This is a genomic window from Paenibacillus mucilaginosus 3016, assembly GCF_000250655.1.
Taxonomy (GTDB): Bacteria; Bacillota; Bacilli; order Paenibacillales; family NBRC-103111; genus Paenibacillus_G; species Paenibacillus_G mucilaginosus.
The window spans coordinates 132,797-155,936 of the sequence record NC_016935.1 but is presented as its reverse complement, the minus strand read 5'-3'; the positions used below and the strand labels follow the sequence as shown (position 1 = coordinate 155,936).

Genomic DNA, 23,140 nt, shown 5'->3' with positions numbered 1-23,140 from the left:
GTACATATCCACTTCAAGGAGGCTTTCCCATGCAGGACCTGCTTCAAGAACTCGAATCCCATATCCGTACCCGTTACGAAATCGAAGAGGACGATGACGACTTCACGGTTGACGTGCATCTCTTCGACTACGGCTACATTGACTCCATCGGAGCGACTGCCCTGATCGCCCACATCGAGAAGACCTACGGCATCGCGGTGACGAACCAGGATCTGATGCTGTACCCGATGAACACCGTCCGCGAGATTGCGACGTTCATCCACACCAAGAAGGGGGCTTAACATCATCATGGAATGCGTCGTATCCCTGGAAGGCCTTGCCTCCAGCCAGCACGGACAGCTCAAATACGCCTCCGCCTTCATCGACGAGACGATCTCGGACATTCGCCTCGAGGGCGGCAGCATTCATATCGTCCACAACTCCCCCAAGGGCAACGAGGGGATCGAAGAACGGGTGCGCAAGCTCATCGACCGGTTCTCCCAAGGCGACTTCGGCTTCAAGGAGAATATTCTCTTCGAGCATCAAGTCGCCACTCCGTACGAAGGCGACATCATCGCCGAGCTGACCGAGCGCAAGATCATCAAGGTGCTGGAGCCGGGCCTGTTCATTTTCCGGGAACCGTTCTCCAGCCTCATGCGCTTCTTCGATTACAGCTTCGTCTCGAAGATTGCCGGCCGTTTCACCGGTGTGACGGAGGAGCAGTATCCGGCCGTCATCCACAGCACGACGCTGAACAAAACGAACCACTTCACCTCCTTCCCGGAGCATATCCACTTCCTGACGCACCTGCGCGAGGATCTCGACATTATCGAGGCCTTCTCCCAGTCCATCCGTGAGGCAGGCGGCTGGAAGGAAGACATGGAGCTGGATCTGAACGCCAACATGCCGCTGCCTAAGTTCACGATGAACCCTTCGACCTGCTATCACTGCTATGAAGGGCTGCAGAACGAGACGCTGGAGAGCGACGGGCTGATCGTGACGGCCATCTCGAAGTGCCACCGCTTCGAGTCGCGCAACCACACGGACTTCGGCCGCCTGCTCGACTTCTCGATGCGCGAGATCATCTTCGTCGGCAAGCCGGAATTCGTGAAGGAACACCGGCTGCAGGCCATCGAATACCTGAAGGAGCTCGCCGTGGAATGGAACGTCGACAGCCTGCTCGAGATCGCGAACGATCCGTTCTTCACCAATGACTTCCAGGTGAAAGCCTCCTTCCAGCGCAATCAGGAGATGAAATACGAGCTGCGGCTGACGATCCCAAGCGTAGGCAAGTCGATCGCCTGCTCGTCCGTCAACTTCCACAGCAACACGTTCGGCAATGCGTTCAACATCAAGGTCGGCAAGCGTCCGGCTGTGACCGGCTGCGTCGGCTTCGGCATCGAGCGCTGGGCATTCGCCTTCCTTGCCCAATACGGCCTGGATGAGGCCCAGTGGCCTGCCGCCTTCCGCGAGCAGTACCACGCTTGGCAGGCCAAAGCCCTGTAGCTCGTGACGCCTCGTCGACGCGATAAACCGAATCCCGTAAACGAAGGGCAGCGAAGTCACAGCGCCCCTGCGCCTGCCCTGCTGTGATCCAAAGCCGGCGGAACCCCAAGCGTATCAGGCACCGGGTTCCGCCATTTCTATTGGAGACAAACGGCTTTACCGGCCCCCCTCGGCCGGCAACTTTTTGATAAAGTGTGGTTCCAAAGCGATGATGGCTATTCTTCGAAAGAACAGTTTTGTGCTGCTGCTGCTGGCTGCCTTCGTCCTTACGGATGTGGCCGTCAGCTTGTGGGACCCGATGGTCACCTCGCGGCGCTTCTATAAGAACGACTTTACCAAGACGCTCTATCACCATGATTGGACCGCGCACGGTCCGGTCTTCTACGGCAACTCGGCGGTCACCGGCGCTTATATCGAACCCGACGCGAAGAAGTCTCCTCTGATCGAGATGGGGCTGTCCTACGGCAAGCTGACGGATCTGAAGGCGATTCTCGAACAGGAGCGGTTTCAGGTAGAAGAGCAGCTTGTCATCGGAATCGATGTCCACACCATGATCGACAGCCTGGAGACCGACCCGACCTACCAGTGGTTCAAGAAGCCTTATCAGCCTTACCTGTATGCTTACCGCGATTATTTCCGGGATTCCGGCACCGAGTTCGTCCGCCAGCTGTACATGGGAGCAGTGGAGCTCGACCCGACCAAGCTGCTCGCTTACCAGCCCCGCTGGATCGACAAGGAACTGTACTTCGGGCACAAGACCGAGGAGGAGCTCCGCAAAAAGTGGGCCGACTACGACAAGCGCTTCGGCTGGATGGGGGAGCCCGATTACCGTGAGAACCTGGCGGCGCTTGACTGGCTTCTCGCCTATGCGAAGGAGCGTTCGCTGCCCCTGCGCGTCGTGTGGATGCCGTGGAACCGCGGCTATGAGCTCCCGCGCTATATGCCGGGGCTTCAACAGGCGGTGAACGCCCGGCTGCAGGCGGCCGGTGTTCCGGTCCTCGACAAGCTTCAGGGGTATGACCCCCGGCTGTTCCATGACCTCGTACACCTGAGCCGCCAGGAAGGGGCGCCCGTATTCACGAAGGAGGTGGATGCATGGCTGGCATCGCTCGCAAAATCCTCGAAGTGATCGTGTATCTGGCTATGCTGATTCTGGTTATCGTTTATTTTACCGGCGAAGGGGTCTTTATCTACGAAGACTTCTAGGAGCCCGGCCCGGCCGGAGTTCCCGCTAGGGGTACGGCGGTGAAGCCGTGCCCGGCATGATGGTATGCCCGCTGGATGTCCTGGAGGAATCCCGATGTTTTATCTCAATATGAACGCCGTGCTGGCGATGCTGGGCATGGTGATCGTCCTGGCGCTGACGCGGAAGTGGCGGGGGAACAAACGCCTGCTGCTGCTCGCGTTCAACCTCAGCTTTCTGGTCGTATTCAGCTCCAAGCTGTTCTTCTTCTATCTCGGCTATACGGCGCTGAATTACCTCGCCTTCCGCTTCCTGAGCGTCGTCACCCGGGCTCGCCTGGCCTGGTTCATCGGGCTGATCGCCCTGAATATCGGCCTGGTGTCCTCCTTGAGGCTCTTCGACATGAAGATCTTCACCGGCACCTGGTATGACGCCGCCCTGGTCATCGGTCTCATCTATAATGTGCTCAAGGTGATCGACGCCCTGTATTTCGCCTACTTCTTCAAGCAGGACGCCAAAGCGCACGTGCTCGACTATTTCAACTATATTCTGTTCCTGCCGACCTTCACGTCCGGACCGATCCTGAAGTTCCGTGACTTCATGGCGGATGCCAAGCAGCCCTATCAGGTCGATGCGGCCCAGGCCGAAGTGAATATCAAGCGCATCATTCTCGGCCTGTTCAAAAGGGTCGTACTCGTCACCTGGGCCAGCACCCTGTTCGACTATGTATCGGAGGGAGAACTGCAGACGCATGAGTCTCTCTTCCTGATGATCGTCTTCTATGCCTGGATCTACTTCGATTTCTCCGGCTATTCGGACATCGCCGTCGGATTCGGACGCCTGATGGGCTACAACGTGCCGGAGAACTTCAAGAAGCCGTTCTCCTCACCGACCTTGACGCAGTATTGGCGCAACTGGCACGCCACGCTCGGCGACTGGTTCCGCGACCATATCTTCATCTTCTTCTCGAGGCAGACACCTACCAAGTGGACCGCCGCCGGCTTGTCCGTGCTGATCATGGTGCTCATTGGACTCTGGCACGGTTTCTCCTGGCTGTATCTGCTGTGGGGGATTTATCACGGCCTCTTCATCGCTCTGGAGAATCTTCTGGGCCGCACGACGGTCAACAAGCGGAAGGTGTCGAAGACCCACTTCTATGCCCGCTGTGCGCTGACCCAGCTGATCGTCACGCTGGCGATCATCGTTTACAGCCCGAACGAAGAGGCGGTGCTGCGCATCTACCGCGGCCTGCTCAACCTCCCTTGGTAACCTCGACCCCTGCCTAGGCATAGGCACACGAAAAAGAAGCAGCGATCCGTCAGACGGACGCTGCTTTTTTTGCGATCCGGCGGCCCCATCCGAAGCTCGCCTTACCAGGACCGCCGGGACAGCTAGGCATCACCGCTGCCAGCCGTTCCGCAACATAACCCCGCTTTCCAAACCCTTAAAGCCATGATCCGCCTGCTGGTATTCCCTTGCTGTCTGCTGCGGCCGTCCTCCCTGCCGTGCTAGTGCGCTACGCTGTGTATCAGCTTGCATCCGGCTGTGCCAGAGGCAGCTCCTTACGGGGATCCTGAGGCTGAGTGGATACGAAGGAGAGCTGCAGCTGGCCTCCCACAGGAGCCAGGCACAGGTCGCCTACATGCTGAAACACGTCGTTGCCATCCTTCTGATGCACATGCACAAGACCTGACTTCAAATTGATGTCGAGCGAAAGCTGATCGGACAGCTCAACGAGACATTGGTGCTTCTTAAAGCTGCCGGGAAACCGCAGCCAGGTGCCAACAGCTGTTTCAACGATTTGAGTGTCTTTTCTCATGTATTCGATCCGCCCTCTCTAAATAATTTGGAAAGCCTGGGAAAGACACAACTATCATAAGGTAACTTGCTTGCAAAGTATCGTGAATGGTGTCGAGGATAAAGCGAAAGTTCCCCCTATTCTTGGCGGAATATGGACAGAAGGGCTGACGGGATTTGTCGGAAAATCACACTTTGAGAACTGGCACGGAGAATGGTATAATTTTGATTGAGCTGTTTAGTGTACACGCGTTCATTTTATACATACCTTCGGAGGTGTCCTTATGAAATTAGGCGTATTTACGGTATTGTTCCAGCAGAAGCCCCTGGAGGAAGCGCTCGATTATATCGCGGCGCAGGGCCTGCAGGCTGTCGAGATCGGCACCGGCGCATACCCGGGCAATGCCCATTGCAACCCGGACGTACTGCTCGCTGATGAGAGCAAGCTGAAAGCATTCAAGCACGCCGTGGAGTCCCGCGGCCTGACCATCTCCGCCCTGAGCTGCCACGCCAATCCGCTGCACCCGCAGAAGGCCATCGCGCAGGAAGCGCATGATACGATCATCAAGACGGTGGACCTGGCCCAGAAGCTCGAAGTGCCTGTCGTCAATACGTTCTCCGGCTGCCCGGGCGATTCCGACGATGCGAAGTACCCAAACTGGCCGGTTGCCCCATGGCCGCCGGACTTCCAGGAGATCCTGGATTGGCAGTGGGCGAACAAGGTCATCCCTTACTGGACCGAAACCGGCAAATATGCTTCCGACCGCAGCGTGAAGTTCGGTCTGGAGCTCCACGGCGGTTTCTCCGTGCATACGCCGGCTACGCTTCTGCGTCTGCGTGAGGCTGCCGGTGACGTTATCGGCGCGAACCTCGACCCAAGCCACATGTGGTGGCAGGGCATCGATCCGGTGCAGGCGATCCAGATTCTCGGCCGCGCCGGCGCCATCCATCACTTCCACGCCAAGGACACTTCGATTGACCCGATCAACGTCAACCGCTATGGCCTGACGGACATGCAGTCGTACAGCAACATGCTGGACCGCGCATGGCAGTTCCGCACCGTAGGCTACGGCCATGACATCAAGGTATGGGCCGACATCATCTCCGCCCTGCGCCTGGTCGGCTATGACTACGTCGTGTCCATCGAGCACGAAGACGGCCTGATGTCCGTCGAGGAAGGCTTCACGAAGGCCGTTCAGAACCTGCAGCAGGTGCTGATCAAGGAGCCGCTCGGCGAAATGTGGTGGGTGTAATACGCTGATTCCTTTCTGATATTTCAAAAGAAGGAGTGCTTTCCGCTGTGGAAGGCACTCCTTTTTGTCGTAGAACTTCTTTCTATCCGGTTTGGCCCAGAGGCTCTTCCGGGACCCATTCCTCGCCGCTGAACGTGGTGATATGGTACCATACCACACCTTCGGGAGAGGTCCATTTCTCGAACGCCTGAACCTCTTGGGGTGCAAAGAACCCCTCCGTATGGCAGGGCTCCGCATTGTGAGGAAAATAATACGTCTGGGTACGGCCGCTTATACGGATGGTCTCCTGCACCGGAAGGATGCCTTCCGGACGTTCCATCAGGACCCGCTTGGGATAAATCCATTTGGCCCCATCCGGTGTTTCGATCCGCATCCAATCTCCAAACGACTCCACGACAGGATAGGTGCCCGGCTCGAGCCAGCGGGTCCGGTCGTAGGTCAGGTTGGGCTCTTCAAAATACCTGGTCTTCGTCTTCAGTTCTATAGGTTTTTGTTCTCCGCGATAGTTCTCCAGTGATTCATGCTCCGGCTGAATCCAGCGCTCTCCCTGCGGCAGCTTGACCTTGTACCAGAGTTTGGCGGCGAATGGGATCGCCCGGTCCTCCCAACGAGCAGATGCCCGGACGATCCCCGCCTCCAATTTATCTCCTTCCCCTTCGGCATAAGGAAGGGGGTACGCGGATTCCTGTCCGGTCAGCAGCACATCATAGTCTACGACCTCCGCCTTCACCTCTTCCATCAGCGCAGGATTCGCAATCCACACCGGCCCCCGCCAGGAGGTTTCAATCCGGTACCAAGTTCCGCTTTGCGCCATTGCACTTAGAGTGTTGGTGATATACTTGGGTGCGTAGCCGATCGAAGCAGTCGATACCACCTGCTGGGGAGCCAGCGATTCTCCAGTCGCCGCGCCGTAGTCCGGACGTGAGAACAGCCGTGTCGTCCCTATTAGCGTCAGCGTCTGTGTCTGCTCTTTGAACTCACCGTACAGCACGCGGTCATCATCCCGGATCCATTGACTGCCCAGCCAGGTAGAGACCTTGAGCCAGGGGTCCTGCGGACGCTCATCATACCAGTCGAACGGACCGTCCGGTGCCAGCGTCACACTCTGGTAAGGGGCGATCCGGCCCATCGGCCTCCCGCCTCCCCCTTCCTTCGTATACACTTCCGTCTCCCCGATGATCGTGAACACGGTGGCCGGCACCACTCCCGCGTCCGCCGCCGAAGGAAGCAGCAGGACGGCAGCCGTCAGTCCGGCAAAAAGTCCAAGCCCAAATCTCCTGATCATCCCATTCCCCCCCCCCATATACCGCTACTGACGAAGAAGGGATTCGGGTTGTTGCAGCCCATCGCCAACCGACTTCGATACCGTTAGAAGTCCATCCGCCCTTTCTGTTGAAACTAAAAAAACCCCAGACCGGGCTTGGCCGGGGTCCGAGGTTTTTGTCGGGATTAGTACATGCTATTCACCGGTAACGGTTACAGCTGGCCCATCCAGCCCATTACCATTACTACGGTCATTAATCCGAATACGGCCAAACTCACAAGCCCAAAGCCGATGGCAAACGGATTCTTCTTCTTCGCGCCGATTAAGCGAATCACGCCGATGGCAATAACCAACGTGAACAGGATCACGAACGGGTCGAACCCGGTAAACGAGCTGGCCGTTGCCGCTCCTGCTTCAGCAGCCATAAACATGGAGAGACCTCCTTCAGTATACAAAAATGCTTAACTCTTATCTTATCCTGAGACGAACGGGAGTGCAAGCCGCATGTCCCAAGTGTAACAACTTTGTCAACTTTTGACCAGGATAAGCCTTGTTTTCAGCCTAGAGAAGCCAAAAGGATTGTCGGATTTTCGCAAAAGTGTTACGATAAGAATAGATTTACCCCTGTTTTCTACACTTTGCCGCTCCTATAAATTATCCATTTCTTCGAGTATTTATAACCGCGGACAGCACAGAGGAACAGGGAAGCAGGTCTCGGATCTTACTATCCTTCCAAGGACGTATTTCTTCATCTGCAAAGCACAAGCCGGCCGTACGGGATCACCCGCCAGCCGGCTTTTTTGGCGCTCAATTATTCTTAAGGAGTGAGAGGATTATCGTACAGCCTGTGCTTCGCCGCATACCGGCCCCAGTGCGGCCGTCGGCCGTCGATATCCGAATATCCGTATTCCTCCGACAGGTCCCAGGAGGTAAGAATGCGGCCCGCTTTGTCCGCCACCTTCGGATCGGCAGCCAGTGCTGCGATGCCCCGTCCGAGCAGGTAAGGGGTTTCCGATTCGGCATAGTGCGGCTCCTGCGCGATCGCATCCCGCCAATTCTCTTCGCTCACCCCGAAGTGGTCGAGCATCTGCTCGGACCGCAGGAAGCCCGGCGTTACGGATAACGCGGTAACGCCGGTGGACTTCAGCTCGGCGGCCATCGCTTCCGCAAGGTGGATAGCCGAAATTTTGGCAAGGGAATAGTACAGATTCCCGCGGTACCGGTAATCGAATCCGTCCGTCACCTCGATAATGAGTCCCTGCCCCCGCGCGGTCATGAGCGGCGCTCCATAATAAGAAGTGATCATATGGGAATGTACGGCCTGTCTCTGCATCAGCAGCCCATCCTCCAATGAGGATTCCCAGAACGGCTTGCCCCAGGCGGTCAGGTGCTCACCGCCCCAAATATCGTTGACCTGGATATCGAGCCGACCGTCCTGCTCCTCCTGAACCCGCGCGAACAATCCCCGGACCTCATCTTCTACGGTATGATCGACCCTTACAGGGATTCCCCGCCCTCCCCGGGCCGTGACCAGCTCTGCCGTCTCATCGATCGTCTCCTGCCGTCCGATGGGCGAGAGGCGGCCCCTGACACTTCGCCCGGTACAATAGACGATGGCACCTGCTTCCCCTAAGGATACGGCGATCGCCCTTCCGGCTCCTCTTGTGGCTCCTGCAACAACAGCTACTTTGCCTTGTAATGGCAGCATGGGAGTATCCATCCTTTCTCTTCCTTTTCTCCCCTTTATCATAGCCGGTAACCCCGTCAACACATGTCATAGTTTGCAAGAGTGCCAAGCAGCTGAATCTCATGAGTTATCGCTGCGTCTTCTCTTCACCGATCCCGGTCAGCTGTAGACATCCGTCATCCCTCCCACAACGGGACAGATTATGCCCCGAAAAGCCGGAGTATGATTTTGTGAACTTGATTCTGCCACTCATCAATGTAAGTTATAATTACGCAAATGATAAAAAACTGTGTAAGAAAGCGGTTGCTATTAAAATACGCAGTTTACATGTCATTATATATAACATATACTTGAAGAAAGTTGAATCTTAGGAGGTGCAAGCTTCATGTATCCGGTATCGTCGGCCCCCTGCTTTGTCTTGTCCAACGACCGCACCGCTGCCCAAACTTCCTTGCGGACACGCTCGTATCGTCTGCCCCGTCTCTCCCGCCTGATGACCCAGCTGCGGCGGCAGCTTCGCAGGCAGCGGCCTCTGTCCCGCAGCTTGGCCTAATGACCATCTACTCTACCCGAAAGCGGGTGTCACCTTTGACGCGCAACCGGATCCGGGCTGCCGCCCTGCACGAGTTTGCCTATAAAGGCTATGAGGGCACACCATTGTCCGATATAGCCAAAGAAGTGGGGATCAAGACGCCCTCGTTCTACGCCCACTTCCGCAGCAAAGAAAGCCTGCTCCTCCACCTCTTTGATGATGTGCTTCAAGAACGCGTGGAAACCGTCTGCCGGCTTATCCGTCAGCTCGAAGCATCCACGCCTGATGAGATGCTCTTCCGGATTCTCGTTCTCTTCTGCCACGGGGAAGACGTTAGTGAAGAGAAGCTGCTCTTCCTCAAACGCCTGACCCTGTTCCCTCCTCCAGCCCTGGAGCAGGAAATTAAGGCTCGCTTCCTCGCATCGGAGCGCCTGCTCTCCGAACCCCTCTGCCGCATCTTCCGTGAAGCGGCTGACCTGGGAGCGATACGTCCCATCCCTGCGGACGAGCTCCTCGCTTCGTACTACTGCCTGGTTGACGGCTGCTTCGTCCAGCGCTTCTATTATCCTCCGCACGAAGCCGAACACCGGCTGCGCCTGGCTTGGAGCATCTTCTGGAACGGTATCCGTGCCTGACCTCCGTTCCAGACCACCTTACTCCAACCCTTGGGCGGTTAGAAAATTCCTCCTCAATCCCCGTTAATCTCCCCTCGAAAGTTATGCTTCCTGCTCCTGCTTACCCGCCTCCCCGCTTCAGCTTATAACACACAAAAAAAACTCTGGAGTCGGTTAAGACTCACAGAGCTTTCTTTTTGAAGGGAGAAGCCGATGCACAGGTTCTACGAAACCACGGCATCCTCCATCTCCTTCAGCCGCTGGCGGTAATCCTCCGAACGGGCCCGGTCGCGTTCCAGGATCGGCTTGAGGTATCGGCCGGTGTACGAACCTTCGACCTTCACGACATCCTCCGGCGTACCCGTCGCCACGATCGTTCCGCCCCGGCTGCCGCCTTCCGGCCCGAGGTCGATAATGTAATCCGCGGTCTTGATCACATCGAGGTTATGCTCGATGACCAGCACCGTTTCTCCATTCTCGACCAGGCGGTGCAGCACCTTCAGCAGACGATCGATATCGTCAATGTGCAGACCGGTCGTCGGTTCATCGAGAATGTAGATCGTCTTGCCCGTGCTGCGCCGGTACAGCTCCGCAGCCAGCTTCACCCGCTGGGCTTCCCCGCCGGAGAGCGTGGTAGCCGGCTGGCCCAGGTTCATATAACCCAAGCCCACGTCGAGGAGCGTCTGCAGCTTGCGGTGGATCCGCGGGATGTTCTTGAAGAACTCGCAGGCATCCTCAATCGTCATCTCCAGCACTTCGGCAATGCTCTTGCCCTTGTACTTAATCTCAAGTGTCTCCCGGTTGTATCGCTTGCCCTTGCAGACTTCGCATGGCACGTAGACGTCCGGAAGGAAGTGCATCTCGATCTTGATGATCCCGTCGCCCCGGCAGGCTTCGCAGCGGCCGCCCTTCACGTTGAAGGAGAACCGGCCTTTCTTGTAGCCGCGCACCTTCGCCTCCGTGGTGGTGGAGTAGACGTCACGAATGTCGTCGAAGACGCCCGTATAGGTTGCCGGGTTGGACCGCGGTGTCCGGCCGATCGGCGATTGGTCGATGTCAATGACCTTGTCGAGATGCTCCAAACCGCGGAACTCCTTGTGATCACCCGGGCGTACCTTCGCCCCGTTGAGCTCCCTGGCGAGATTCTTGTACAGAATCTCGTTAATGAGCGTACTTTTGCCGGAGCCGGAGACCCCGGTCACGCAGGCGAACACCCCAAGCGGGAACTTCACGTTGACGCCGCGAAGATTGTTCTCCTTCGCTCCGCGAATCTCAATCCACTTGCCGTTCGGCTTGCGACGTTCGGCGGCAACAGGGATGAACTTCCGCCCGCTGAGGTACTGACCGGTCAGGGAGTTCTTATCCTCCATGATCTCCTTCGGTGTCCCCTGCGCCACCACCGCCCGCCGTGAATTCCGGCACCGGGCCCGATATCGATAATATAGTCGGCGGCCATCATCGTGTCTTCGTCATGCTCGACGACAATCAGCGTATTGCCGAGATTGCGCATGTGCTCCAGCGTCTGGATCAGCCGGTCATTGTCCCGCTGGTGCAGCCCGATGCTGGGCTCGTCAAGGATGTACAGCACGCCCATCAGGGATGAGCCGATCTGGGTTGCAAGCCGGATCCGCTGCGCCTCCCCGCCGGACAGCGTACCGGCAGCACGATGCAGCGTCAAATAGTCGAGACCCACGTTGACAAGGAAGCCGAGCCGTGAACGAATCTCCTTGAGTATCAGGTGGGCGATCTGCATCTCCCGGTCGGTCAGGTGAAGCGAATCGAACCAGTTCTGCGCCTCCCCGATCGACAAGGAAGTCACGTGCGCCACGTTGCGGTCATTGATGGTTACCGCCAGGGATTCGGGCTTCAGCCGGTCGCCCTTGCACTTCCCGCAGGGCTTGGCACTCATATACGTCTCGATATGCTCACGAATGCCCTCCGAGAACGTATCCCGGTAACGCCGCTCCAGGTTATGGACAATGCCTTCGAACGCAACCATGGCTTCTTTCTTGTGTCCAAAGTCGTTCTCGTAGCGGAAGCGCACCTTCTCTCCGCCGGTTCCGTTAAGCAGCTTCTGCATCTGCTCCTTGGTGAGCTCAGCGACCGGCTTATCCATCGGAATGCCGTAGTGCGCGCACACAGCTGCCAGGAACTGCGGATAGTAGTTGGAGGTGCTGCCGGCCCAGGCCTCGAAGGCGCCCTCTTCGATGGAGAGCTTCGGGTTCGGCACAAGAAGCTCCGGATCCACGATCATCTTCTGCCCGAGCCCGTCGCAATCCGGGCAAGCCCCGAAGGCGAGTTGAACGAGAACATCCGCGGGGCCAGCTCCTCGATGCTGAAGCCGCATTCCGGACAGGCCAGGTTCTGGCTGAAGAGAAGCTCTTCCTTCTCCATCACGTCGACGATGACCCGGCCATCGGCCAGCTTCAGCGCCGTCTCGAGGGAATCGGCCAGACGGGTCTGCACGTCTTCCTTGACGACGATCCGGTCGACGACCACTTCGATGCTGTGCTTCTTGTTCTTCTCGAGCTCGATGTTCTCCGACAGTTCACGGATCTCTCCGTTCACCCGTACCCGGACGAACCCCTGCTTCTGGATATCCGCCAGCAGCTTGGAATGCTCGCCCTTGCGCCCGGAGATCAGCGGCGCCAGAATCTGCAACCGGGTACGCTCCGGATATTCCATGATGCGGTCGACCATCTGCTCGACGGTCTGCGACGTGATCTCAATCTTGTGGATCGGACAGTGCGGACGCCCGATCCGTGCGAAGAGGAGACGGAGATAGTCATAGATCTCCGTAACCGTACCTACCGTGGAACGCGGGTTGCGGCTCGTCGTCTTCTGGTCGATGGAGATGGCCGGAGACAACCCTTCGATCGAATCCACATCCGGCTTGTCCATCTGGCCGAGGAACTGCCGCGCGTACGCGGACAGGGACTCGACATACCTGCGCTGCCCTTCGGCATAGATCGTATCGAACGCCAGCGACGATTTGCCGGATCCGCTGAGCCCCGTCAGCACGACAAATTTATCCCGCGGGATCGTCACGTCGATATTCTTCAAATTGTGCGCCCTAGCGCCTTTAATGATAATGTTGTCTCTGGCCACGAGCCATCCAACCTTCCCTTCGCTACAGCTCCGCCTTCAGCTCCAGCACCGCATCGCGAAGCTCCGCGGCACGCTCGAACTGCAGGTTCTTCGCTGCTTCCTTCATTTCCTGCTCCATCCGTTCGATGAGGCTCATCCGGTCTTTCTTCGACATCTTCGTCTTCACGTCCGCCAGGTATTCGGTCTTCTGCTCCGCTACCTTCGTCGCTTCGATCACATCGCGCACTTTCTTCTGTATCGTCTGCGGCGTAATGCCGTGCTTCTCGTTATAGGCCATCTGGATGGTGCGGCGGCGTTCCGTCTCCTTGATCGCCTTATCCATGGAGTCGGTGATCTTATCGCCGTACATGATGACGCGTCCTTCGGCATTCCGCGCGGCACGGCCGATGGTCTGAATCAGCGAGCGCTCCGCGCGGAGGAAGCCCTCCTTATCCGCGTCGAGAATCGCAACCAGCGATACTTCCGGCAGGTCGAGGCCCTCCCGCAGGAGGTTGATGCCGACGAGCACATGAAACACGCCGAGCCGCAGCTCCCGGAGAATCTGCATCCGCTCGAGCGTCTTGATGTCGGAGTGCAGGTAGCGGACCTTAATGCCGATCTCCTTGAGATAATCCGTGAGGTCTTCGGCCATCTTCTTGGTCAGCGTCGTGACCAGCACGCGCTCGTCTTTCCGGATGCGGTCATTGATCTCGCCCAGAAGATCATCGATCTGGCCCTTCGTCGGCCGCACCTCGATGATCGGATCAAGCAGCCCGGTAGGCCGGATGATCTGCTGCACCATCTCCGGGCATTTCTCCAGCTCATACGGCCCCGGTGTCGCCGAGATATACAGCTGCTGGCCGACCTTCTTCTCGAACTCCTCGAACCGCAGCGGCCGGTTATCCATCGCCGACGGCAGACGGAAGCCGTGATCCACGAGCACTTCCTTGCGCGCACGGTCCCCGTTGTACATCGCGCGCACCTGCGGCAGGGTGACGTGCGATTCGTCGATCATACAGATGAAGTCATCCGGGAAGTAGTCGAGCAGCGTGTAAGGCGTCGCCCCGCGCTCCCGGAACGTCAGCGGCCCCGAATAGTTCTCGATGCCGGAGCAGAAGCCCATCTCCTGCATCATCTCGATATCGTAGCGCGTGCGCTGCTCGAGACGCTGGGCCTCAAGCAGCTTGCCCTGTCCGCGCAGCTCCTCGAGGCGCTCCTCCAGCTCCCGCTCGATGTTGACCAGCGCCCGCTTCATCGTCTCTTCCCCCGTCACGAAGTGGGACGCCGGGAAGATCGCGATATGGTCGCGTTCGCCGAGAATCTCGCCTGTGAGGACGTCGATCTCGGTGATCCGTTCGATCTCATCGCCGAAAAGCTCGACACGGACGGCATGCTCTCCGTGCGAAGCAGGGAAAATCTCGACGACATCCCCGCGGACGCGGAACGTTCCGCGCACGAAGTTCATGTCGTTGCGCTGGTACTGGATGTCGATCAGCCGGTGCAGAATGTCATTGCGCGAGCGTTCCATCCCCACCCGCAGGGACATGACCATGTTGCGGTATTCCATCGGCGAACCGAGGCCGTAGATGCACGATACGCTCGCCACAATGATGACGTCGCGCCGCTCGAACAGGGCGCTGGTCGCCGAGTGGCGCAGCTTGTCGATCTCGTCGTTGATGGAAGAGTCTTTCTCTATGAAGGTATCGGACGACGGAATGTACGCCTCCGGCTGGTAGTAATCGTAGTAGCTGACGAAATACTCGACCGCATTGTGCGGAAAAAACTCCTTAAGCTCGCTGCACAGCTGCGCAGCAAGCGTCTTGTTGTGCGCCATGAGCAGCGTCGGCCGGTTCAGCTTGGCGATGACATGGGCGGCGGTGAAGGTCTTCCCTGTCCCCGTAGCGCCGAGCAGCGTCTGATACCGCTCGCCGGCTTCAAATCCTTCAACAAGCTTCTCGATCGCCGCAGGCTGGTCGCCTTGGGGCGTAAAGTCAGAGACAAGCTGAAATTTCTTGTCGCTTACGACGACTTCGTTATGCATGGTCATCTCATCACCCGTTCATTATAAAGAGTGGTAGGTTTTGCTAAACTTTTCCGGCTGCGTTTCCGATAACATACTTTAGTTGAAGTATACCTTAACGGAATGCGGCTTGGAAGCGGTCCGGTCGATTCCTTGGATAGGAATATTTGTTCCCATCCATTATACTTGTTTTCTCCCCCCCATGCAAACCGTACCGTCTCCTTACTTACCCACTTTTCACAGGGGTTGAAGGATGGGAGCCGGCTTTATGACACAAACTACCTTGCATATGCGAAGAACGGATAGCAGCGATTGGGGCCGACTTGGAGTACAGGCGCAACTGCGCTGAATACAGCAAAATCAGAGGTGAATAGAGCGTGGACTTGACGACAATTATTGGCATTCTGGCCGGCCTGGCCGCCCTGGTCGGGGGATATCTCTGGGATGGGGGCGATCTGTCGTCCCTCTTCGTGCCAAGCGCGCTTCTTATCGTGATCGGAGGCACCTTGGGGGCCGTTGCCGTATCGTTCCCCTGGTCCCATCTGAAAGGTACACTGGGCGCGCTGCGGATGGCCTTCCGCATCCCCCTGGCCGATCCGCGAAGGCATATCGACGAGATGATGGAGATGGCGTCGGTAGCCCGGCGCGAAGGCGTGCTGTCTCTGGAACAGCGGGCGCAGCAGCACCCCGACCCGTTCCTGCGCGAGGGACTGACCCTCGTCGTGGACGGCACCGATCCATCCCTCACCAAACAGATCCTGGAGCTGGAGATGGACGCGCTCGAGCAGCAGTATGAAAGCCGCGCACGCGTCCTGGAATCGGCCGGGGGCTACGCCCCGACCATGGGCATTATCGGCACCGTCATGGGACTCATTCATGTTCTAGGCAATCTCTCGGAACCCGGCAATCTCGCGCCGGCCATCGCCGTTGCTTTTACGGCCACCTTATACGGTGTGGCCACAGCGAACCTCATCTATCTTCCCTTGGCAAATAAGATCAAAGTAAGAGGGCAGGAAGTCATCGCCGAAAAAGAGCTTCTGCTCGAAGGCATCCTGGCCCTTCAAGCAGGAGAGAATCCGTATCTGATCAAGAAAAAGATGATGACGTTCCTGGTCAAGGACCAAAGCGGACGCACGGAGGAGGTCGAAGACGATGGCACGCCGGCGTAAGCGCGAAAACGCTCCGGGCGGAGGCCATGACCGCTGGCTGATCACCTACGCCGATCTGATCACGCTGCTCCTGATTTTCTTCGTGGTGATGTACTCTATGAGCAAGGTGGATCTCGATAAATATGATGAGATCTCCGATGCGCTCCGCTCCGAGTTCAACCGCTCCCATTCCGTGCTCGATGGGGGGGACGGTATCACCGGCGGCGTCAATCCGCCGCTCGGGGCCGACGATGCCAGGCTCCAGCTTGAGCGCGAAAAGCGGCTGTACCGGGAGCGCCAGTTCCAGCAGATGGTCGGCCAGATGCAGGCTTACATTGAAGCGAACAACCTGCAGGCTCAGGTGAACGCGGCTACCACCACCCGCGGCGTGACCTTCACGATGAACGATCTGTTCCTGTTCGACCTCGGCAAGGCCGAGCTTAAGCCCGAGGCCAAGCCGGTGCTTGAGAAGCTGTCCAGCCTGTTCGCCGAGATCGACGCCACGATCAGCATCGAAGGGCACACGGACGATCTGCCCTTGGCCACCGGTTCCATCTACGTCGACAACTGGGGACTGTCGGGAGCACGCTCGCTCTCCGTGCTCCGCTACTTCCTCTACGATACGCAGCTCGATCCGCAGAAATTCGTCTCCGCCTCATATGCTCATACCCGGCCGGTCGCAGAGAATACGTCCGCGGAGAACCGGGCCAAGAACCGCCGGGTGGAGATCGTCGTCCTGTGGGAAGAGCCGGCAAGCTGAAATTTCCTATTCTTGGATGCCATTATCTCCAAAAAGCCGCTTGTGCATGCAGCACAGGCGGCTCTTTGTTGTCGGCCGAGGATTCGGTTGGCCGGGCGGCCAGGCACCCCATCCCCGGCTTACATGGATTTAGGACGCGGACGGTTGTCCGACAGCCCCCTGACCCGGCGGCCCAGATACGCCCAGAAGGGCAGAGGCCGCTCCTTGGTATAGTAGAGCACATCCTCATCGGGGGCCAAGATAATGCCAAGCAGATGATGCTCCCCCGAGAAGATGGCCCGCTTGACGAATTTGCTTTCGCCCGCCAGATTCAAGATCTCCAGCCGGCAGAAGGCCGCATTCTGGGACAGGGCATGGTGGAGCTCCTGCCGGGTCCGGACGATCATGCCGTTCACCTTGTACAGCGATTCGCCGACCTGCAGACCAAGCTCCGCAGCCGGGCTGCCCGGCAGGATGCCCAGGATCTTCAGCCCCCGGTTCCCGTGGACGAAGACCGGACTGCGCCTTGATTCATCCCAGCGGCTGTAGAATACAATCGCTTCGTGCAGCAGGATGCACAGCAGCGATACGGCCAAGAGCGACGGTGCCCACCAGGCGGAAAGCGCCGTGAGCAGCAGAAGCAGCGCGGCATAGAGCACGAGCAGGCCGGAGCTCAGCTGCACTTTCTCCCGCGGCAGCCGCGAAGTCGTCATATCGGTGAAGCCGATCATGACGGGCAGGGCCAGCACGGCCCAGCCTCCGGCATAGAGGTCTCCGCCGAGCAGGGGCGTCCATGGCAGCGGTGCCCCGCCCTGCACCGGCACGGTCAGGAAGAGGGCCACCGGCCAGAATCCCTGCAGCTGGTAGCCGCCGACGATCTTGCCCCGCTTGCTCTCCACGAAGACCGGCGTACCGAAGCGTGTGCCCTGCCGCCTTACCAGCAGCGCCTCAATTAGATGAAGCACCGCCACAAGGGCGAACAGCGACGGCATATGCAGGGCCAGAACCGAGTCCACAGCCCAGCGCCAGGACAGGGCTTCCTGCAGCGCCGGGAAGTTCACCAACACCGCCTGGAGTATACCCAGCACACCGATCGCATAGGCCCAGCACAAGAAGCGTACCCGAGCCCAGATCAGCAGCAGGGATACGATCCACAGCAGTACCACCGCCTCCGGCTGCACTACCGCTCCGATGCCCGCCATCACGGCCGAAGCGGCAAGACCACCGATCCAGCCCCACAGCACCGTTCTCCAGGTTTCGGAGATCAAGGAATGGAGCTTGACGGAGAAGAGCTTGCGTTCCAGCAGAATCTGCCGGCGGTATTGAAGCACGATGAACAGAATACCCACATAGTAAAACGGATTCAAAAGCAGTTCCGTCAGGGCCTTCAGCCCCCGGAATCCCCAATCGATTAGTCCCCCCATGGCTGACTCCCTTACGTGTTGTAAATAGCAAATGATTTTATTAAAAGGGCTGTATAAAAAAGAAGAAGAAGGTCAGCTCCCAAGGGCTCGGGAACTGCCTTCTTACATGAGTTCGACGCAGGGGCCCCATTTCCTGCTTTCACAGAAAATCACAGGCACCGGCCATCTGGTTATGGGTCATGTGTTACGGTTTGACCGTCTGCTGCATGTACTGCAGAGCCGCTTTGAGCTGCAGATCGTTCTTCGGCTCACGGATCGCCGCCAGCACTGCTTTCTCCAGCTTGTTCGCCGTCTCCGTGTCCACTTCCCCGGTTACCGGCAGATCGTTCAACCGCTGGAACGCCTTCACCGCCGTAGCCGTCTGCTGGCTGTAGTAGCCGTCCGTACGGTCCGGGTTCAGGGCAAGCCCCTGCAGCATGATCTGGAGATTCTTGACGTCCTCGCTGTTCGTATCCGGCTTCAGCGTCTCCTTCTTCGAGAGCGGAGCCGCTTTGAAGAAGGCCGGCTGCTCAACCGCCAGGTCCGGAGCAATGCCCTTCTTGTGGATCCAGGTGCCGTTCGGCGTGAGCCACTTGTAGACGGTCATCTTGATATTGCTTCCGTCGCCCATCTCTTCTTCGAAGGTTACCTGCACGGTCCCCTTGCCGAAAGTGGTTTCCCCTATGAGCTTGCTGCCTACCGAATCATGGAGCGCACCGGCCAGAATCTCCGAAGCGCTGGCACTGCCCTTGTTGATCAGAACCGAGACCGGATACGGCTTGCCGCTGCCTTTGGAAGGCGTGACTTCCTTCTCTCCCTTGCGGTTCTCGATCTGCACGATCGCTTTGTCCTTCGGAATGAACGGTTCGACAATCTCGACCACAGCCGTCAGGAGTCCGCCCGGATCGTTGCGCACATCGATGATGAGTCCCTTCATGCCCTGATCCTCCAGGAGCTTCAACTCTTCCTTGAAGCGCTTCGACGTATTGCTGGCGAACTGACGGATCTCGATCTTGCCGATCTGACCTTCGAGCATCTCGGCGTACACCGTCTCCACATCAATGTCGTCGCGGACGACGATAATCTGGATCGGCTCGGGCGAGCCGGGCCGCGCGATCTCGATCTTGGCCTGCGTGCCTTTCGGCCCGCGGATCTTCATGATCGCCTGGTTCAGCGTCTGCCCTTCCAGGGATTCGCCGTTCACCGACAGGATCACGTCATTGGCATGAAGACCGGCCTTCTCCGCGGGAGATCCCTTGATTGGCGCCACGATCATAATCCGTCCGTCCTCCGACGTCACTTCCGCTCCGATACCCTGGAACGAGGAGGAGATGTTCTCGTCGAACTGCTGGGCTTCCTTCTGGTCCATATAGACCGTGAACGGATCGTCCAGCGTTGCCAGCATGCCGTTGATTGCCCCGTTGACGATTTTCTCGCGGTCCACTTCGGTGAGGAACTTGTTCTCGATGAGTCCATACGTCGTTGCTATCTTGTTATAATCTTTTTGCGTCAGCCCCGACTTGACCTCCGCCCCTTCAGCCCCCGGCCTTCCGACAGCTGCGAAGATAGACGGATTCACAATCGTGAGCGTCATGATACTGCTGGCGAACATGCCGAGCAGCACAAACGCGATCACCGTACGTCCCTTGAACGTCATTTCTCTCTCCACACCGCCTTTGCTCTTCCCACGAACTTACGCCGCTTGTCTCTGTAGTGTATGACAAGCCTTTCCTAATTATGAAAGATGCCGCTTATTTTTGGCCGATGTAGCCGTTCGGATTCACCGGGTTCCCGTTGATCCGCACCTCGAAGTGAAGGTGATTGCCGGTGGAGCGACCGGTCGAACCGACTTCCGCGATCTTCTGGCCTTTCTTGACCGTCTCACCCTTCTCCACTGCAATCCCGCCGTTGCGGATATGCCCGTACAGCGTCCAAATTCCGCCTCCATGGTCGATCATAACCGTATTGCCGTAACCGCTCCACGATTGGGCCATGATCACCACGCCGTCTTCCGCCGCGAGAATGTCGGTTCCGTTTGGAGCCGGAAGGTCAACCCCGCTGTGAGATGCGGTACGGCCTGTGATCGGGTCACGGCGCGAGCCAAAATCGGAGGATTTGCTGACATAGCTGCGAAGCGGATAACCGAACTTCCCCCCGGGAGCCGCATAAGCCTGAGGAGGGGCAATCACGCCTTTGTTCGACGTATTGTTCTTCTTTCTTGCCGCTTCCGCTTCTCTAGCCACCCGCTGCTGTTCTTTGAACAGGGCCTGCTGCTTCTTCGACTCCGCCGCAGCAGCAGCCATCACCTGCTGTTCGATTTCCTCGTTGATATGCTCGAGCTGCTCTTCCTGCTGGCTCAGGCTGGCAATCCGGACTTCCTTCTCTTTTTCTTTCTCCACAAGATCGGCCTTGATCTCCGAGACCTGTCCGTATAAAGTCTTTACCTCCGCGAGCTTCTGTTCAATCACGACCCGCTTGTCGGCAATGACCTTGTGGTCGCGCTTGTTCGCCTCGAGGATATCCTTATCCTGCGAGACGATGGACTGCAGCGCCTGCAGACGGTCCAGGAAATCGCTGAAGCTTGTGGAGCTCAACAGCACATCCGCGTAAGAAACCGCGCCGTTCATATACATCAGCCGGAGTCTGGACTTCAGCAGCTGGTCGCGCGTCTCAATCCGCACTTCCGCTTCGTCAAGCTCTACGGCATTTTGTTCGAGGGAGGTTTTCACAGTATAAATCTGTTCGTTCAACTGGTTGAGCTTCGTGTTGGTCGAGTCGATCTGCCCCATCAGAGCATCGAGATCGCTCTCCGTTCGCGCCTTCTCGTTCTGGACTTGAGCGATCTGCTTGTCCGTCTCCGCCTGTTTCTTCTGGTAAGCATTCTTCTGCTGTCTGAGCTGGTTCAGCTCATTTTGGATCCGCTGGGTTTCCGATGCTGCGATTCCGGACTGCGGTGCGATCAGCATCCCCACCAGTCCGGCTGCGACGACAAAAGGCACAAAAGGCTTGTTCGACAACACGTGTTCCTCCCCTGTTACCATAATCTATATCGTGCCGAAATTCAGCGTAACGACAAAATACCAAACGCGTCTTTCCCCTGACCGGAACCTGCCGGTCAAACGCGCATAAACTTGCGGACCGAAATCGTGCTTCCCCACACGCCGATAATCACGCCGATGCCAAGCAGCAGCGCGCCGGTCTTCGGTCCCACTTGTTCGAAAGGCAGCAGCTGGATCAGCATCAGATTAAGATCGAGCGACACCCACCGCATCAGCTGCCAATACCCGTAGAGCAGCAGCACAATCGGAATCAGAGATCCGATCAGTCCCAGCAGCGCCCCCTCAATGAAGAAAGGCCACCGGATAAACGCATTCGTCGCGCCGACAAGCTTCATAATCGAGATCTCCCGGCGCCGCGCGATAATCGTCAGCTTGATCGTATTGGCGATGAGGAACATCGCCGTCAGGGCCAGTCCCGCTACGATGACCAGACCGATGTTGCGGACCACCGAGGTGACCTTAAACATCGTCTCGACCGTCCCCTTGCCGTAGTTCACACGATGAATCGTCTTCACCGGATCTTCCGGAGCGTTCAGCTTCTCAATCGCGGCCGCAACCGATGCCACATCCCGCGGCTCCGTTACTTCCACCGTGAACGAGTCATTGAGGGGATTGTCATCTTCGCCCTCCAGCCCCTCCAGCAGCTGCCTGCCGTTCTCACCAAGACGTTCCCGCAGATCGGCAAGCCCCTGTTCCTTGGAGACGAACGTCACCGTCTTCACCTGCGGAATCTCCTTGATCTTCGCGGCCACTTCATCGATCTTCTCCTGCGATGTATTCACCTCGAGGTACACCCGGATCTCGACCTGCCGCTCGATCTGCTGGGCCAAATAGTTCACATTGAGCGTCAGCAGCAGAAAAACGCCGAGAATCAGGAGGGAGATCGCGATGGAAGCGATGGAAGCAAAGGACATCCAGCCGTTGCGCGCCACATTCTTGGTGCCTTCCCGAAGATGTCTGGCTACCGTGCTAATCCTCATAGCCGTAATCTCCTCTCAGCTGGTCGCGCACGATCCTGCCGCCTTCAATGGCAAGCACCCGCTTGCGCATCGAGTTCACAATCTCCCGGTTGTGGGTCGCCATGACGATGGTCGTACCCCGGAAGTTGATCTCTTCCATCAGCTTCATGATCCCCCAAGAGGTCTCGGGATCGAGGTTGCCTGTAGGTTCATCGGCGATAATGACGGACGGATTGTTCACAATGGCACGGGCAATCGCCACGCGCTGCTGTTCCCCTCCGGAGAGCTGGGTCGGAAGCGATTGGATCTTGTCCTTCAGGTTGACAAGCTCGAGTACTTCCATCGTGCGCTTCTTGATGATTTTCTTCGGAGCCTCGATGACCTCCATGGCAAACGCCACGTTCTCGAACACCGTCAGCTTCGGGAGCAGACGGAAGTCCTGAAAGATCACGCCGATGTTGGGCGGACGAACGGAATCTTGCGCTGCTTCAGCTTCTCGAGGTTGAATCCGTTGACGAAAATGGTCCCCTTGGTCGGACGCTCTTCTCTATAGATCAATTTCATGAATGTCGATTTACCGGCCCCGGACGGACCCACGACGTAGACGAATTCGCTCTGATCCACTTTCACGCTGATGCCGTTAAGGGCATGACCGCCGTTTGGGTACGTTTTCCACACGTCGTGCATTTCAATCACTGTATCACATCCTGAGATCTGCGAGTTTGGTGGTTCTCTATAGGTGCAGCAGGCTCACCTGAAGCCGCATGAAACTATCCTTCGGTCGAATCGCAAGAATACCGGGATGGGCAGAACGCGCAAGGCACAGCCCCCGGCTTGATAACGAAACAACACAGCCGCAACAGCCAAAAAAAGCCAGACCGGTGCCAGCTTTTATAATTTCGACATAAAG

The 23,140-nt window shown here is 57.7% G+C and carries 18 protein-coding genes and 2 pseudogenes; 9 read left to right on the top strand and 11 right to left on the bottom strand.

The annotated features are described in order from the left end of the window. Positions 1 to 29: 29 nt before the first annotated feature. The 4 genes from PM3016_RS00705 (at position 30) to PM3016_RS00690 (ending at position 3,937) form a co-directional block, all read left to right on the top strand. Positions 30 to 281, top strand: coding sequence for an acyl carrier protein (locus PM3016_RS00705; protein WP_013913971.1), 252 nt, complete (start codon positions 30 to 32; stop codon positions 279 to 281). Positions 282 to 288: 7 nt separating this feature from the next. Further along, entirely contained in the window at positions 289 to 1,485 is a 1,197-nt protein-coding gene (locus PM3016_RS00700; protein ID WP_014368125.1) for a class-II aminoacyl-tRNA synthetase family protein, read from the top strand. Between the two features lie 208 nt (positions 1,486 to 1,693). After that, positions 1,694 to 2,614 carry a hypothetical protein gene (locus PM3016_RS00695; protein ID WP_014368124.1) on the top strand — a complete coding sequence of 307 codons (921 nt, stop codon included), beginning with the start codon at positions 1,694 to 1,696 and terminating at the stop codon, positions 2,612 to 2,614. Positions 2,615 to 2,785: 171 nt separating this feature from the next. Further along, positions 2,786 to 3,937: an MBOAT family O-acyltransferase gene (locus PM3016_RS00690; protein ID WP_013913968.1), complete on the top strand. Its 1,152-nt coding sequence runs from the start codon at positions 2,786 to 2,788 to the stop codon at positions 3,935 to 3,937. A gap of 259 nt (positions 3,938 to 4,196) precedes the next feature. Here the strand turns inward: PM3016_RS00690 and PM3016_RS00685 are convergent, their stop codons facing one another. After that, entirely contained in the window at positions 4,197 to 4,487 is a 291-nt protein-coding gene (locus tag PM3016_RS00685) for a hypothetical protein (protein WP_013913967.1), read from the bottom strand. A gap of 262 nt (positions 4,488 to 4,749) precedes the next feature. Here PM3016_RS00685 and PM3016_RS00680 point away from each other — a divergent pair, with 262 nt between their 5' ends. Next, positions 4,750 to 5,718, top strand: coding sequence for a sugar phosphate isomerase/epimerase family protein (locus PM3016_RS00680; RefSeq protein ID WP_013913965.1), 969 nt, complete (start codon positions 4,750 to 4,752; stop codon positions 5,716 to 5,718). An 82-nt stretch (positions 5,719 to 5,800) separates the two neighbouring features. On the opposite strand, the gene PM3016_RS00675 is transcribed toward PM3016_RS00680, so the two are convergent. The 3 genes from PM3016_RS00675 to PM3016_RS00665 form a co-directional block, all read right to left on the bottom strand. After that, the gene (locus PM3016_RS00675) at positions 5,801 to 7,003 is read right to left on the bottom strand and encodes a hypothetical protein (RefSeq protein ID WP_014368122.1); all 1,203 of its coding nucleotides are present in this window, start codon (positions 7,001 to 7,003) and stop codon (positions 5,801 to 5,803) included. A gap of 191 nt (positions 7,004 to 7,194) precedes the next feature. Next, positions 7,195 to 7,413 (bottom strand): DUF2759 family protein, encoded by a 219-nt coding sequence (locus PM3016_RS00670; protein WP_013913963.1) that lies wholly within the window; start codon positions 7,411 to 7,413, stop codon positions 7,195 to 7,197. Positions 7,414 to 7,799: 386 nt separating this feature from the next. Next, positions 7,800 to 8,690, bottom strand: a complete 891-nt coding sequence (locus PM3016_RS00665; protein WP_013913962.1) for an SDR family oxidoreductase — start codon at positions 8,688 to 8,690, stop codon at positions 7,800 to 7,802. Positions 8,691 to 9,054: 364 nt separating this feature from the next. On the opposite strand from PM3016_RS00665, the gene PM3016_RS38345 reads away from it, so the two are divergent. Continuing rightward, positions 9,055 to 9,222 (top strand): hypothetical protein, encoded by a 168-nt coding sequence (locus PM3016_RS38345; RefSeq protein ID WP_013913960.1) that lies wholly within the window; start codon positions 9,055 to 9,057, stop codon positions 9,220 to 9,222. Positions 9,223 to 9,248: 26 nt separating this feature from the next. Continuing rightward, entirely contained in the window at positions 9,249 to 9,836 is a 588-nt protein-coding gene (locus tag PM3016_RS00660; RefSeq protein WP_420798964.1) for a TetR/AcrR family transcriptional regulator, read from the top strand. 203 nt (positions 9,837 to 10,039) lie between these two features. Here the strand turns inward: PM3016_RS00660 and uvrA are convergent. Further along, positions 10,040 to 12,923, bottom strand: a pseudogene (gene uvrA / locus PM3016_RS00655) (excinuclease ABC subunit UvrA). A gap of 22 nt (positions 12,924 to 12,945) precedes the next feature. After that, positions 12,946 to 14,943, bottom strand: a complete 1,998-nt coding sequence (gene uvrB, locus PM3016_RS00650; RefSeq protein WP_013913957.1) for an excinuclease ABC subunit UvrB — start codon at positions 14,941 to 14,943, stop codon at positions 12,946 to 12,948. Positions 14,944 to 15,299: 356 nt separating this feature from the next. On the opposite strand from uvrB, the gene PM3016_RS00645 reads away from it, so the two are divergent. Together PM3016_RS00645 and PM3016_RS00640 are read left to right on the top strand one after the other, a co-directional pair. Beyond that, positions 15,300 to 16,091, top strand: coding sequence for a flagellar motor protein (locus PM3016_RS00645; protein WP_014368119.1), 792 nt, complete (start codon positions 15,300 to 15,302; stop codon positions 16,089 to 16,091). After that, positions 16,075 to 16,830, top strand: coding sequence for a flagellar motor protein MotB (locus PM3016_RS00640; RefSeq protein ID WP_013913955.1), 756 nt, complete (start codon positions 16,075 to 16,077; stop codon positions 16,828 to 16,830). Before PM3016_RS00645 ends, PM3016_RS00640 begins: the two co-directional genes overlap by 17 nt. A gap of 119 nt (positions 16,831 to 16,949) precedes the next feature. On the opposite strand, the gene PM3016_RS00635 is transcribed toward PM3016_RS00640, so the two are convergent. The 5 genes and pseudogenes from PM3016_RS00635 to ftsE all read right to left on the bottom strand — a co-directional run bounded on the left by PM3016_RS00635 (position 16,950) and on the right by ftsE (position 22,926). Beyond that, positions 16,950 to 18,233: a PDZ domain-containing protein gene (locus PM3016_RS00635; RefSeq protein WP_013913954.1), complete on the bottom strand. Its 1,284-nt coding sequence runs from the start codon at positions 18,231 to 18,233 to the stop codon at positions 16,950 to 16,952. Positions 18,234 to 18,417: 184 nt separating this feature from the next. Continuing rightward, positions 18,418 to 19,869 carry a S41 family peptidase gene (locus PM3016_RS00630; protein WP_013913953.1) on the bottom strand — a complete coding sequence of 484 codons (1,452 nt, stop codon included), beginning with the start codon at positions 19,867 to 19,869 and terminating at the stop codon, positions 18,418 to 18,420. Positions 19,870 to 19,963: 94 nt separating this feature from the next. Then, the gene (locus tag PM3016_RS00625) at positions 19,964 to 21,229 is read right to left on the bottom strand and encodes a murein hydrolase activator EnvC family protein (protein WP_014368118.1); all 1,266 of its coding nucleotides are present in this window, start codon (positions 21,227 to 21,229) and stop codon (positions 19,964 to 19,966) included. Between the two features lie 98 nt (positions 21,230 to 21,327). Further along, on the bottom strand, positions 21,328 to 22,251 hold the full coding sequence (ftsX, locus tag PM3016_RS00620; protein WP_014368117.1) for a permease-like cell division protein FtsX: 924 nt from the start codon (positions 22,249 to 22,251) through the stop codon (positions 21,328 to 21,330). Beyond that, a pseudogene (gene ftsE, locus PM3016_RS00615) lies at positions 22,241 to 22,926 on the bottom strand (cell division ATP-binding protein FtsE). Before ftsE ends, ftsX begins: the two are co-directional and overlap by 11 nt. Between the last annotated feature and the right edge of the window lie 214 nt (positions 22,927 to 23,140).

Coding starts and splice junctions, on each gene's coding strand:
- PM3016_RS00700 (WP_014368125.1), top strand. CDS start 289: ATGGAATGCGTCGTATCCCTGGAAGGCCTTGCCTCCAGCCAGCACGGA.
- PM3016_RS38345 (WP_013913960.1), top strand. CDS start 9,055: ATGTATCCGGTATCGTCGGCCCCCTGCTTTGTCTTGTCCAACGACCGC.
- PM3016_RS00705 (WP_013913971.1), top strand. CDS start 30: ATGCAGGACCTGCTTCAAGAACTCGAATCCCATATCCGTACCCGTTAC.
- ftsX (WP_014368117.1), bottom strand. CDS start 22,251: ATGAGGATTAGCACGGTAGCCAGACATCTTCGGGAAGGCACCAAGAAT.
- PM3016_RS00630 (WP_013913953.1), bottom strand. CDS start 19,869: ATGACGTTCAAGGGACGTACGGTGATCGCGTTTGTGCTGCTCGGCATG.
- PM3016_RS00665 (WP_013913962.1), bottom strand. CDS start 8,690: ATGCTGCCATTACAAGGCAAAGTAGCTGTTGTTGCAGGAGCCACAAGA.
- PM3016_RS00685 (WP_013913967.1), bottom strand. CDS start 4,487: ATGAGAAAAGACACTCAAATCGTTGAAACAGCTGTTGGCACCTGGCTG.
- PM3016_RS00680 (WP_013913965.1), top strand. CDS start 4,750: ATGAAATTAGGCGTATTTACGGTATTGTTCCAGCAGAAGCCCCTGGAG.
- PM3016_RS00640 (WP_013913955.1), top strand. CDS start 16,075: ATGGCACGCCGGCGTAAGCGCGAAAACGCTCCGGGCGGAGGCCATGAC.
- PM3016_RS00690 (WP_013913968.1), top strand. CDS start 2,786: ATGTTTTATCTCAATATGAACGCCGTGCTGGCGATGCTGGGCATGGTG.
- PM3016_RS00670 (WP_013913963.1), bottom strand. CDS start 7,413: ATGTTTATGGCTGCTGAAGCAGGAGCGGCAACGGCCAGCTCGTTTACC.
- PM3016_RS00635 (WP_013913954.1), bottom strand. CDS start 18,233: ATGGGGGGACTAATCGATTGGGGATTCCGGGGGCTGAAGGCCCTGACG.
- PM3016_RS00675 (WP_014368122.1), bottom strand. CDS start 7,003: ATGATCAGGAGATTTGGGCTTGGACTTTTTGCCGGACTGACGGCTGCC.
- PM3016_RS00695 (WP_014368124.1), top strand. CDS start 1,694: ATGATGGCTATTCTTCGAAAGAACAGTTTTGTGCTGCTGCTGCTGGCT.
- uvrB (WP_013913957.1), bottom strand. CDS start 14,943: ATGCATAACGAAGTCGTCGTAAGCGACAAGAAATTTCAGCTTGTCTCT.